At 61.9% G+C, this 12046-nt stretch carries 10 protein-coding genes; 4 read left to right on the top strand and 6 right to left on the bottom strand.

Annotation, left to right across the window (positions count from 1 at the left end):
* Positions 1-583: 583 nt before the first annotated feature.
* Entirely contained in the window at positions 584-907 is a 324-nt protein-coding gene (gene yecR, locus BN1127_RS21425) for a YecR family lipoprotein (protein WP_082030043.1), read from the top strand.
* 300 nt (positions 908-1207) lie between these two features.
* Here the strand turns inward: yecR and BN1127_RS10130 are convergent, their stop codons facing one another.
* Positions 1208-2911, bottom strand: a complete 1704-nt coding sequence (locus BN1127_RS10130) for an amidase (protein WP_005324655.1) — start codon at positions 2909-2911, stop codon at positions 1208-1210.
* A 127-nt stretch (positions 2912-3038) separates the two neighbouring features.
* Positions 3039-4136 carry an agmatine deiminase gene (gene aguA, locus BN1127_RS10125; RefSeq protein WP_005324654.1) on the bottom strand — a complete coding sequence of 366 codons (1098 nt, stop codon included), beginning with the start codon at positions 4134-4136 and terminating at the stop codon, positions 3039-3041.
* Between the two features lie 145 nt (positions 4137-4281).
* Here aguA and BN1127_RS10120 point away from each other — a divergent pair, with 145 nt between their 5' ends.
* On the top strand, positions 4282-5193 hold the full coding sequence (locus BN1127_RS10120) for a LysR family transcriptional regulator (RefSeq protein WP_005324651.1): 912 nt from the start codon (positions 4282-4284) through the stop codon (positions 5191-5193).
* A gap of 168 nt (positions 5194-5361) precedes the next feature.
* On the opposite strand, the gene BN1127_RS10115 is transcribed toward BN1127_RS10120, so the two are convergent.
* Together BN1127_RS10115 and BN1127_RS10110 are read right to left on the bottom strand one after the other, a co-directional pair.
* Positions 5362-6774: a DUF2252 domain-containing protein gene (locus tag BN1127_RS10115; protein ID WP_005324648.1), complete on the bottom strand. Its 1413-nt coding sequence runs from the start codon at positions 6772-6774 to the stop codon at positions 5362-5364.
* 96 nt (positions 6775-6870) lie between these two features.
* Positions 6871-7443 (bottom strand): TetR/AcrR family transcriptional regulator, encoded by a 573-nt coding sequence (locus BN1127_RS10110; RefSeq protein ID WP_041206730.1) that lies wholly within the window; start codon positions 7441-7443, stop codon positions 6871-6873.
* Positions 7444-7611: 168 nt separating this feature from the next.
* On the opposite strand from BN1127_RS10110, the gene BN1127_RS10105 reads away from it, so the two are divergent.
* Together BN1127_RS10105 and BN1127_RS21420 are read left to right on the top strand one after the other, a co-directional pair.
* Positions 7612-8649, top strand: a complete 1038-nt coding sequence (locus BN1127_RS10105; protein WP_005324645.1) for an alkene reductase — start codon at positions 7612-7614, stop codon at positions 8647-8649.
* Between the two features lie 213 nt (positions 8650-8862).
* Entirely contained in the window at positions 8863-9774 is a 912-nt protein-coding gene (locus tag BN1127_RS21420; protein ID WP_005324644.1) for a bifunctional helix-turn-helix transcriptional regulator/GNAT family N-acetyltransferase, read from the top strand.
* A gap of 254 nt (positions 9775-10028) precedes the next feature.
* Here the strand turns inward: BN1127_RS21420 and prfC are convergent, their stop codons facing one another.
* The gene (prfC, locus tag BN1127_RS10095) at positions 10029-11618 is read right to left on the bottom strand and encodes a peptide chain release factor 3 (RefSeq protein WP_148304744.1); all 1590 of its coding nucleotides are present in this window, start codon (positions 11616-11618) and stop codon (positions 10029-10031) included.
* A 250-nt stretch (positions 11619-11868) separates the two neighbouring features.
* Entirely contained in the window at positions 11869-12018 is a 150-nt protein-coding gene (locus tag BN1127_RS21415; RefSeq protein ID WP_231557470.1) for a diguanylate cyclase, read from the bottom strand.
* Positions 12019-12046: the final 28 nt, after the last annotated feature.

Here is a 12046-nt window from a genome sequence, read left to right as displayed (position 1 = left end):
ATAACGCCTTAAATGGCGAAGAAACGGTCTAAATAGGCTGATTCAAGGCATTTACGGGAGAAAAAATCGGCTCAAACATGAAGAAATGAAATGACTGAGTCAGCCGAGAAGAATTTCCCCGCTTATTCGCACCTTCCCTAGAGGGCCAGCAGCAGAAAACCAGATCTCGGAATTTGGGGAAAACAGGTAGAGCAGACGTTAAAACTATTCCTCCCATTTTTTCACCATTTGCCATTAACAAGGGGAGAAGGGTTGAGGATAAAGGGGGGATATACACGACATATGCAATCACCCTTGCAAGCATAGTATTACGCTGCCGCACACAGCGGTAACCACATGGAGGTAAGGCGTCTCCTGCAACAGGATTTGACATGAACAGGCGATGGTGATGGTTATAACCACTTCCCTCTGTGCTCTCTGTTGAGCCAGTATCGCAGGCAAAAATGGTGGGCGTCCCATAATACCCTCCCATCCCAGAGTGGTGACACTGATCACATAATTAATTAAAATACATGATAATTTAAATGGCGCCCAATAACATTCACAAAGACCCATTGTGGATTCCAATGCATAAGGATATGACATGAAAAAAACAACTATTTCTCTAGCGTTTATTTCCATCCTATTAGGTGGTTGTTCAACAACAAAGGACTGGTCTGCAACGGGAGGAAGTAAAGCCGATGGCGTTATCAGGCTATCATATGAGTTCGGTCAGTTTGAACTCCCCCAAGTAAGTGAAGAACAAGCAATTTTATTAGCAGCTAGAAGATGTGCTGTATGGGGTTATACCCATGCAGAAGCCTTTGGGGGAATGACAAAGCAATGTAATATGCCTGACGGTTTTGGCGGTTGCTCAAACTGGATTGTAACTAAAGAATATCAATGTACTGGTTCTACGGCTCAATAAACAACTAAGCCTTGAGTGGTGGCATTTTGTCACCACTCATCATTTAATCCATTTAGCAATTTGTACATGTGGTGATCAACGTTGTAAATAGTACTATTAGTTAGAATTTAAAATAAATTTCAAGTGGTAATTCATGAACCCACACTAATAAAATAAACACCTCATAAAATATAAGAAAAATTACAGATTTCGTTTAAATATGAATTCCCCCTGCACTGGAACTAAAAAACCACCCGCATAACAGGTGGTTTATTTTCATTACATCCGGACGAATCCTAGAGATTTAACTCACACCAACACTCACCCCAGCGGCGGCGTGCGTGGCGGCACCTTGCGCTTGTTCCCGGTGGACTCGAAGGCCGAGGCGACGCGCAGCAGGTTGTTGTCGTCATAGGCGCGACCGGCGAAGGTCAGGCCCACCGGCATACCGATATCGGCCATCACCCCCATGGGAACGGTAACGGTCGGCACGCCGAGATGGCGAATGGCGAGGTTGCCGTTGGCTACCCAGATGCCGTTGCTCCAGGCGATATCGGCGGAGGCCGGATTCACGTCCGCGTCAGCCGGGCCCACATCGGCGACGGTCGGGAACAACACGGCGTCGAGCTTGAGCCCGTCCATCCAGTCTTCCAAGTCCAGCTTGCGGGTCTGTTCCAGCCCACGCAGGCCGTCCGGCACTGTGGGGATCTCGTCCCAGGATTTCAGGCCGCGCTTGGCCATATTGACGTACTCGTCCATGCCCGCCGCCAAATCGCCCTCGCGATTCGGCAATGTGCCCGGATCGTGGGGGAAGATCTGGGGCCCATCGACATCCTCAAGCTTGTTCAACTTGGGATCGCCGTTGGCGCGCAGGAAGTCGTCAAACGCCCAGCCGGAAAGCTCCCACAACTCGTCGTTGAGAAACTCAGGGGTGACTATGCCGCGATTGAACACGGTCGGCGCGCCGGGTCTGTCCCCTTCGCAGTTGGAGACCAGGGGGAAGTCCACTTCGATGACTTCGGCGCCAGCGGCTTCCAGCGCCTGACGGGCCTGCTCCCACAGGGCGATCACGGTCGGGCGGGTATGGATGCGCTGACCGGTCGGGCCGCCGATGCCGGGGTGCTCGCTGGTGCCGGCCAGTTCATCCTTGTTGATAAACATGCGCGGCACGCCGAGGCGCTTGCCCTTGAGGGCATCGGGCTTGGCAGCCAGTTCCAGATAGGAAGCCGGACGCACCTCGGAGGCCTTGGGGATCTTGACCCAGGGCTGCATGCGCCACAGATCGCCACGGGTGTCGGCATCGTCGGCCACCACCACATCCAGCACTTCCAGCAGATCGGCCATGGTACGGGCATAGGGCACCACCACATCCATGGTCGGGGTCAGCGGCCAGTTGCCGCGCACCGAGATGACGCCACGGGACGGGGTGTAGGCACACAGGCCGTTGTTGGAGGCCGGGCCACGGCCGCTCGACCAGGTCTCTTCGGCCAGACCAAAGGCGGCGAAGCTGGCGGCGGTGGCGGTACCGGCCCCGTTGGAGGAGCCGGAGGCAAACGGCGCGGTCAGGTAGTCGGCGTTGTAGGGGCTCTCGGCACGGCCATAGACGCCGCGCTGCATGCCGCCATTGGCCATCGGCGGCATATTGGTTTTGCCAAGGCAGATGGCACCGGCTGCGCGCAGCCGCTCCACGGTAAAGGCATCACGCTGGGCCACCAGATCCTTGAAGGCCGGGCTGCCGGAGGCGGCGGTCAGCCCCTTGACCAGATAGCTGTCTTTGGCGGTGTAGGGGATGCCGTCGAGCGGCCCTAGGGTTTCGCCACGGGCGCGGCGGGCATCAGACGCTTGCGCCTCTTTCAGGGCATCGGGATTGGGCACCACGAGGGCGTTCAGTTTGGTGTCAGTCTCGGGGCCGTTATAGGCCTCGATACGGGCCAGATAGGCCTTGACCAGTTCGACCGCTGTGGTGCGGCCCGATTCGAGCGCACCGCGCAGCTCGGCAATGGAAACCTCGGTCACTTCGATCATGTTGATCTCCTGTAAAAGGGTGACTGCTTGTGATGGTGATCGCCGCATCGGCGCCTGCCACCATCACGTCATCAAGAGATAAAACCCCACGGCGTGGGGTTTTGAATTTCTGCACTCTTCGACCAGCTTATTTGCCGGACGGGATCTGCTGGGTAATGCAGTGAATATTGCCACCGCCCAGCAGGATCTCGCGGGCCGGGACGCCGACCACGGTGTGCTCCGGGAAGATCTCTTCCAGAATACGCTGGGCTTCGCCGTCGGTGGCGGCATCCAGCAGCGGGTAGACGATGCGATCGTTGGTGATAAGGAAGTTCACGTAGGAGCCGGCCAGACGACCTTCTGCCTCGCGCGGCACACCGCTGCCGCTCTCGACGCCGGCAGACTCTTCCTCGGTGCAGAACAGCGGGCCCGGCTGGGGCAGCTTCCAGATTTTGAGCTTGCGACCCTTGGCATCGACCGCAGCTTCCAGCACCTTGAGGGCGGCCAGGGAGCGGGCATACTGGGGATCGTTCTCGTCGTCAGTCCAGTGCAGGGCCACTTCACCCGGGCGCACGAAGCAGCACATGTTGTCGATGTGACCGTCGGTCTCGTCCATGTAGACGCCTTCATCCAGCCAGATAAAGCTGGTGACACCCAGATAGTCGCGCAGGTGCGCTTCGATCTGCTCTTTGCTCAGGTGCGGGTTGCGGTTTTCGTTGAGCAGACACTCGGCCGTGGTCATGCAGGTGCCTTCACCGTCCACATGGATGGAGCCCCCTTCCAGAATGAGCGGCGCGGCGTAGCGATCCATGCCGTGCTGCTCCAGCATCTGAGCCGCCACTTTCTCGTCCTGATCCCAGGGGTAGTAGAGACCACCCTTGTGACCGCCCCAGGCGTTGAAGCCCCAATCCACGCCACGGCACTCGCCGGCGGCGTTGGTGACAACTGTCGGGCCTGTGTCGCGGGCCCAGCAGTCATCGCTGTTCATTTCGACCAGGGTGACGTGAGCGGGCATGATGGCGCGGGCCTGCTCCATAAACTCGGCCGGCACCCCCATAAAGACCGGGGTGGCTTGCCCGATGGCATCCGCCACCTTGGCGAAGGTGGCCTGCGCGAAGCGACCGGCGACGCGCCAGTTGTCCGGGCGGAATGGCCAGATCATCCAGACGGCCTGCTGGTGCGCCCACTCGGCGGGCATGGTGAAGCCGTCGGCGGCCGGAATGGAGTTGATGGTCTTGATGCTCATCGCAAGGCTCCTTGCATGGATTGAGGCCCCCCGATTTACCTGGGAACCCGGAAAAATAACAGTGGGTCGCAGTGTAAGAAGTTGCGTGCCCATCCATCAAATGAATAGGATGGATTGTCCCATAAACACGGCGAATAATCCCCCCATGAAACTGCACCAGCTCGACCTCAATCTGCTGCTCGCCCTTGACGCCCTGATGACGCAAGGGAGTGTGACCCGCGCCGCCGAGTCGCTCTTTATCAGCCAGCCCGCCATGAGCCATGCCCTCAATCGCCTGCGGGCCTTCTTTGACGATCCGCTGCTGGTGCGCACCCCCCAGGGGATGCTGCCGACCCCCCGCGCCCAGCGCCTGCACCTGGGGGTGCAGCAGGTGCTGCGATTGCTGGAGCAGCAGCTCAGCGAGGAGGAGCTGTTCGAGCCGCGCCAGTCGAAGCGCCGCTTCGTGCTCTGCACCACGGACTACGTGGAGTGCGTGCTGATCCCGCCGCTGATACAGCGCCTCAAGCGGCTGGCCCCCGGGGTCACCATAGAAATCCGCATACTGCGCGACACCCTGCCCGAAGCCGAGCTGGCGAGCGGCGAGATCGATCTGGTGCTGGGGTTTGACGAATACATGCAGGTGCCGGGGTATCTGGGCAAGGAGACCTGGCTCACCGAGCCCCTGGCCGGGCTGGTGCGCGCCACCCTGGAGCTGGAGGAGGAGCGCATCACGCTCGCCCAGCTTATCGAGATGCCCCATGTGTTCCACTCGCCGCTCGGCACCTCGGAGGCGAGCCTCGACCGCTATTTGCAGAGCCTGGGGCACAGCCGCACCATCTCGGTCAACAGCCAGAGCTATATGTCCGCCGCCGCCATCGTTAGCCAGAGCGACCACCTCTTGGTACTGCCGAGCATGGTGGCCGAGCTGCTCGCCAACCACTGGCCGCTGAAAAGCCTGCCGCTGCCCAAAGACGTGCCGGACTACCATCTCAACTGCGTCTGGCACCCGGTGCATGCGCAGCAGCCAGCCTTGATCTGGTTGAAGACGTTGATGAAGGAGTTGGTGAGTCCGGGTTAGTGCCCCCTCATCCCCAGCCCTTCTCCCGCAAGGGGAGAAGGGAGCAGATCGGCGGCCTGCGGATAAATCGTGGCAACCAACAGATGATCACCATTACGAGCCTCGCCTCCACCAGCGCCTCGATCGATTCCCCTCCCCTCCGGGAGAGGGCAGGGTGAGGGGAAGCGCTCACCTCGCCTCTGAGGCGACCGGCAGCTCCCCGCGGGCGATGGCGGCCAGCAGCAGGGCATGATCTTCCCGGGTGCGCTGGCCATAGGCCACCGCAAAGTCGGCGATGGCCTCATCCATCACCTCCGACTTGCCGAGGTAGCCGGCGATCTGGGCCGCATCCCCCGACTTGGCATGGGCCAGCGCCAGGGCCCAGCCGCACAACTGGCAATACTCCACGAAGTGGCGGGGCTTGACCATGCCAGGAGTGATGTCGATGCCCCCCTTCATATCCCGCAGTTGGCGCACATAGAAGTGACGGCCCCGAAGCTCGCACCAGCCGAGGAAGATGTCCGGCGATCCCTGGATCATCCGCTGCCCCCGCACCACCCGCCGCCCCTGGTTGCCGCTGTCGTCTTCCGAGGTGAAATAGGGGGCCAGCACCGAGGGTTGCGCCTCTTTGACCTGCAGGAAGAGGGGGTCGTCATCGTCGGCGCCGGTCAGCAGGATCACCCAGCAGCGGGTGCCCACACTGCCCACCCCCACCACCTTGCGCGCCACGTCCACGACCCGGTAGCGGCGCAGCAGTATGCGCCTGTCCTCCGGCAGGGAGGCGAGATAGGCCTCCAGCAGTTCGCCGAGCACCTCATAGACGGGCTCCCCGTCCTCGGTGTGGGTCTCGCGGATGACAAAGGGGTGGAGTTCGCGGATCCTGTGCTGATCGTCCACCAGATCCGTCATCTTGCCGAGCACCTGCAGGTGGTTGCGACTCCGCGCCTTGGCGAAGGTGGCCTTGACGCGCTGATGGGTATCGACGGAGAAGGCATCGAGCACAGAGGCCTGTTCGATGTGATCGTACCAGACCCTCATAAATCCCATCTTGCCGTATTCCCGCAGCTTGGTGCGGTAACCGGTCGCTATCATCCTGGCCGCCTCCCGCTGGCGGGCGGCGTCGGCCCCCAGGTACTCGGCCGCCACCAGAGCGCTGGCGGCCAGACGCTTGAGATCCCACTCCCAGGGGCCGAGGTGGGTCTCATCGAAGTCGTTGATGGCCAGCACCAGGTTGCGCTCGGCGCTCGCGTAGAGGCCGATATTGGCGACATGCATGTCGCCACAGGCCTGGACCATGAGGCCGGAGTGGGGAGTGGCGACGAGATCCCCCGCCATGATGGCGGCCGCCCCGCGCAGGAAGGCGAAGGGGGACTCCTGCATCCTGGCATGGCGCACCGGCACCAGCTGCTTCAAGCGAGTGGTGGCCTGGGCCTTGAGCACGGTGATGGGATCCCTGTCATACGCCGCGGGCGGCAGCCAGGAGTGAGCTTCGCGGGGAAACTGTTCCCGCAGGGCCTTGCCGGCGGCGAAGCGCTGCGCAATGGAGAGCCGTGGCGTGGTGAAGTGCGCCAGTATCGCCCGAGACGTTGCCTTTCTGGTCATTCCCTTTCCTCCTGCCGATATCCTCACCATGAAGATGGAAGAGGGGGCAGGCAGGGGCAAGCAGCGGGGACAAATATAGGCCCAGAGGGCCGGGATTCAGCGGCGAGGGGTCAGGGCCGCCATCAGCTGATCGACGACGCCCCCCAGCAGGGCAGGGTCTGGGTGGCACTGGGCGAAGGTCACCAGCCCCTGGATGTTGACCTGCAAGAAGGCGGTCAGGGTGGGAATGTCGCACCCGGGGGCCAGCTCCCCCTGCTCGCCGGCCTGACGCAGCAGCTGCGCCAGGTCGCTCTCCAGCTCGCCATAGATGACCTTGAAGCGCAGGTGCAACTCTTCATCCTGTTCCGCCAGCTCCATCAGGGTGCGGGTCAGCAGGCAGGAGCCTTGCAGGGCATCGTCCACCAACTGGGTGAAGAAGGCCTTCAGCCCGGCCAACGGGCTCGGTTGATCGAAGCAGCGACGGCGCAGGGCGCCCTTCTCCTGCACATAGTGATCGACCGCCGCCAGCAGCAGGCCCCGCTTGTTGCCAAAGGCGGCATAGAGACTGCCCGGGTGCAACCCGGTCGCCGCCACCAGATCCTGCATGGTGGTCTTGGCATAGCCTCTGGCTCGAAACGCCTCCATGGCGCTTCGCAGGACAAGGTCCCGATCAAATTCGGCACTGCGCATGGGATCTCCGCTGGCAAGGGCCCGGCGTACCGGGGAACAGGGCGGCAAGTTTACCCCAGCAGGCAGGCAAGACCAATCCATGTTGAATGCTTGCTCAAAAAAGACTTGCGTACAAACCAAAAAACGTCTTGAATGCCCATTCAAGAATCACCCCCGAGGACGCTCTGCATGGATACCCTGTTTCAACCTTACCGCCTCAACGGCACCCTCACCCTCGCGAATCGCTTCATGATGGCCCCCCTCACCCGCTGCATGGCGGGCCCGGGACTGGTGCCGACCGCGCAGATGGCTGCCTACTATGGCCGCCGCGCCGACATCGGCCTCATCATCTCCGAAGCCACCATCATTCGCCCGGACGGCCAGGGCTATCCCAACACCCCCGGCATCTACAGCCCTGAGCAGATCGCAGGCTGGAAACAGGTCACCGAGGCCGTGCACGCCAAGGGGGGCAAGATCTTCGCCCAGCTGTGGCACGTGGGTCGTCTCTCCCACCCCTTCTTCCATCAGGGCGAGGTGCTGGCACCGTCTGCGGTCGCCCATGAAGGCACAGTGCCGCGCATGCGCGAACTGGTGTATCAGGTGCCCCGCGCCCTGAGCGAGAGCGACATTGCCCAACTGGTCGAGGATTACGCCCAAGCCGCCGCCAACGCCATCGAGGCGGGCTTTGACGGGGTGGAGATCCACGGTGCCAACGGCTACCTCATCGACCAGTTCCTGCACCACTCCAGCAACCTGCGCACCGACCAGTACGGCGGCAGCCCGGAGAACATGAGCCGCTTCGCGCTGGAGGTGGTGGATGCCATCAACGCCCGCATCGGCAGCGAGCGGGTGGGCCTGCGTCTCTCCCCCGGTGCCTATGTGCACCTCGAAGGCGATGCGCGGGATCGCGCCGTGTTCGATTACCTGCTGGCCGAGCTGAACAAGCGTGCCCTGGCCTATGTGCACCTCGGCATCTTCGATGACAGCCTCACCTTCGACTACCTGGATGGCCGCGCCTCCGACTACCTGCGCGCCCACTACGACGGCCACCTGGTGGGGGTCGGCAACTACAGTGCCGAGAGCGCCGCCGAGGCGATCCGCGCCGACCGCTTCGATCTCGTCGCCATCGGTCGTCCGCTTATCGCCAACCCGGATTATCTGAACAAGATCAAGGCCGCCGAGCCTCTGGTGCCCTACTCGGAGGCCATGCTGGCCGAGCTGGTGTAAGCCGAGCCCGAGTCATACGCAGGCCGGGCCGCCTTTGCCCGGCAAGCTTGTTCCTGACCAAGGATGGGATCCGCGCACTGGCGCGGGTTTCCAATGTTTGGGCCCCTCTCCCGGGCCCTTTTTTGTGTCCGCCTTCTGGCTCATGAAATAGTTGTCATCAACAACCAGTTGGCTATATTGGTTGCAGGTAACAACTAGAAGGACACTCACAAGATGGATCCCCGCCCCCTGCGCGCCCTGTCACGGGAACTGGTACGCGAACTCGGCATGCTCTCCCAGCAGTGCGGCTCCCTGGCCCTCAGCCCCCTCGAGGCCCACCTGCTGATCGAGCTGGAGAATGGCCCCGCCACCAACCAGCAGCTCGCCGAGCAACTGCGCATCGACAAGTCCAACGCCAGCCGCCCCCTGGCCCGCCTCGCCGAGCGGGGGCTCATCGTCTGGCAGCCCCACCCCTCGGACGGACGCAGCAAGCAGGCGACCCTCACCGGACAGGGCAAGGCGCAGCTTGAGGAGCTGCACCGGCAGATGGATGAGGCCATGGCAGAGACCTTGGCCCAGCTCGCCCCCGAAGAGCGCGAGCGGCTCTGGGACGGCATGCGCCTCTATCGCAGCGCCCTCTCCCGCGCCCGCCGCCAGCAGGGCTATCGCATCAGGCCCATAGCGCCTGAGGACAATGCCGCCATCGCCGCCGTGGTGCGCGCCGTCTCTGCCGAATACGGCCTCACCGCCGACAAGGGCTACGGGGTGGCGGATCCCAATCTCGACTTCCTCCACGAGACCTATCAGGGCGAGCACAGCCGTTATTGGGTCATAGAGGGGCCGGACGGCGCCATTCTCGGCGGCGGCGGCATAGCCCCCCTGGCGGGGGAAGCCGGGACCTGCGAGCTGCAGAAGATGTACTTCCTACCCGCCCTGCGCGGCCTGGGGCTGGGGCGGCGGCTGGTGCTGCAGGCCCTGGCCGAGGCACGCACGCTCGGTTACCAACGCTGCTATCTGGAGACCACGGCCGATCTGCGCGAGGCCACCAGCCTCTACGAGTCGCTGGGCTTCGTGCACCTGCCGGGGCCCCTTGGCTGCACCGGCCACGACGCCTGCGAGATCTGCATGGTGCTGGAACTGGAGTAGAGCGCCCCCTCATCCCCAGCCCTTCTCCCGCAAGGGGAGAAGGGTGCAAAACAGGATTCCGCTCTCTTTCGGGCAGGCATCATGTGGTTCCCTCTCCCTCTGGGAGAGGGCCAGGGTGAGGGCCGTTTGCTACCGGCAATAGGCTGGACCATAGCCCCCAGCGCCTGTCCTTATTAGACAAAACGACACAAAAAAGAGACCCCGCCGAAGCGGGGTCTCTTTTATCGTCAACCATCAAGGTTTGCGAGCAGGTATCAGTGCTCGCGAGTCTGGCGGAACTGAACGTCCGGGTGACGCTCCTGGGACAGGCGCAGGTTGACCATGGTCGGCGCGATATAGGTGAGGTTGTCACCACCATCCAGGGCCAGGTTGACCTCGTTCTTGCGCTTGAACTCCTCGAACTTCTTGACGTCGGTCCCTTCCACCCAGCGGGCGGTGGAGACGTTGACCGCCTCGTAGATGGCCTCGACGTTGTACTCGCTCTTGAGGCGGGAGACCACCACATCGAACTGCAGCACACCGACGGCGCCGACGATGAGATCGTTGCTGATAAGCGGACGGAACACCTGCACCGCGCCCTCTTCGGAGAGCTGCACCAGCCCCTTGAGCAGTTGCTTCTGCTTGAGGGGGTCGCGCAGGCGGATGCGGCGGAACAGCTCGGGGGCAAAGTTCGGGATGCCGGTGAACTTGAGATCCTCACCCTGGGTGAAGGTGTCGCCGATCTGGATGGTGCCGTGGTTGTGCAGCCCGATAATGTCACCGGCGCAGGCCTCGACGGCCTGCTCACGGTCACCGGCCATGAAGGTGACGGCGTCGGAGATGTTCACATCCTTGCCGATGCGCACGTGGCGCATCTTCATGCCCTTGGAGTAGGTGCCGGAGACGATGCGCATAAAGGCGATACGGTCACGGTGTTTCGGATCCATGTTCGCCTGGATCTTGAACACGAAGCCGGAGAACTTCTCCTCGGTGGCCACCACTTCGCGGCTCTCGGCCTTGCGCGGCATGGGGGCCGGGGCCCAGTCGGTCAGGCCGTCCAGCATGTGGTCGACGCCGAAGTTACCCAGCGCCGTCCCGAAGAAGACAGGGGTCATCTCGCCTGCGATGAAGGCCTCGTGATCGAACTCCGGAGAGGCGCCCTGCACCAGCTCCAGTTCGCCGCGCAGTTGGGCGGCCAGATCTTCACCGATGGCGGCATCGAGATCCGGATTGTTCAACCCCTTGACCACCCGCTTCTCCTGGATGGTGTGGCCCTGACCGGTCTGATACAGATAGGTCTCGTCCTTGTAGAGGTGGTAGACCCCCTTGAAGGACTTGCCGCAGCCGATGGGCCAAGTGATGGGGGCGCACATGATCTTCAGCTCGCGCTCCACCTCGTCCATGACCTCCATGGGATCGCGCACTTCGCGGTCCAGCTTGTTCATGAAGGTGAGGATGGGGGTGTCCCGCAGCCGGGTCACTTCCATCAGCTTGCGGGTCCGATCTTCGACGCCCTTGGCGGCATCGATGACCATCAGGCAGCAATCCACAGCCGTGAGCGTACGATAGGTATCTTCGGAGAAGTCCTCGTGACCCGGGGTATCGAGCAGATTGACCAGACAGTCCGCATAGGGGAACTGCATCACGGAGGTGGTGATGGAGATACCGCGCTGCTTCTCCATCTCCATCCAGTCGGATTTGGCATGCTGGCCTGAGCCACGGCCCTTGACGGTACCGGCGCGCTGAATGGCCTGTCCGAACAGCAGGACTTTTTCGGTGATGGTGGTCTTACCCGCATCCGGGTGCGAGATGATCGCAAAAGTGCGTCTCTTGGAGACTTCACTCAGAAATTCAGCTGACATAATTCGACGTTCTTCTATTGAGCGGCGGCCTGGAGCCACCGTGGGAATAAATGCGGGACAGCACCTTGGGATCAGGGCTCCCATGCAGACAACGACGCCACGCAGCCGGGTCATGGAACCCGCAGGTGGAAAAAGGAGGAGCGCTGCGTTACATGGGCCTTCTCGCCTGAGTCAAAGCAAAATTGCGCGACATTATACCCGCGCGAGTGAAAAATACCCAGCCCGGCATGAGGGGCTGAAGGGCGGTTCGGGATCAGGCCGCCTTCACCACCCGGTTGCGCCCCGCCAGCTTGGCACCGTACATGGCCTCGTCGGCCCGGCGGATCAGCTCCCCGAGATTGTCATCCTCAGTCCTGTACTCGGCACAGCCTATGCTGACGTGGATGGGGTGATCTTCAGGCACCCCCTCGATGACGAGGCGGGAGACGGCG

The sequence above is a fragment of the Aeromonas media genome, assembly GCF_000819985.1.
In the GTDB taxonomy this organism is placed as follows: Bacteria; Pseudomonadota; Gammaproteobacteria; order Enterobacterales; family Aeromonadaceae; genus Aeromonas; species Aeromonas media.
Note: the sequence above shows the minus strand (reverse complement) of the source record. Positions and strands in the feature narration are given on the sequence as shown.

Bases quoted from the DNA above. Each gene is read 5' to 3' on its own strand.
- BN1127_RS10110 (WP_041206730.1), bottom strand. From the start codon at position 7,443: ATGCGCAGTGCCGAATTTGATCGGGACCTTGTCCTGCGAAGCGCCATG.
- yecR (WP_082030043.1), top strand. From the start codon at position 584: ATGAAAAAAACAACTATTTCTCTAGCGTTTATTTCCATCCTATTAGGT.
- BN1127_RS10130 (WP_005324655.1), bottom strand. From the start codon at position 2,911: ATGATCGAAGTGACCGAGGTTTCCATTGCCGAGCTGCGCGGTGCGCTC.
- BN1127_RS10105 (WP_005324645.1), top strand. From the start codon at position 7,612: ATGGATACCCTGTTTCAACCTTACCGCCTCAACGGCACCCTCACCCTC.
- BN1127_RS10115 (WP_005324648.1), bottom strand. From the start codon at position 6,774: ATGACCAGAAAGGCAACGTCTCGGGCGATACTGGCGCACTTCACCACG.
- aguA (WP_005324654.1), bottom strand. From the start codon at position 4,136: ATGAGCATCAAGACCATCAACTCCATTCCGGCCGCCGACGGCTTCACC.
- BN1127_RS21420 (WP_005324644.1), top strand. From the start codon at position 8,863: ATGGATCCCCGCCCCCTGCGCGCCCTGTCACGGGAACTGGTACGCGAA.
- BN1127_RS10120 (WP_005324651.1), top strand. From the start codon at position 4,282: ATGAAACTGCACCAGCTCGACCTCAATCTGCTGCTCGCCCTTGACGCC.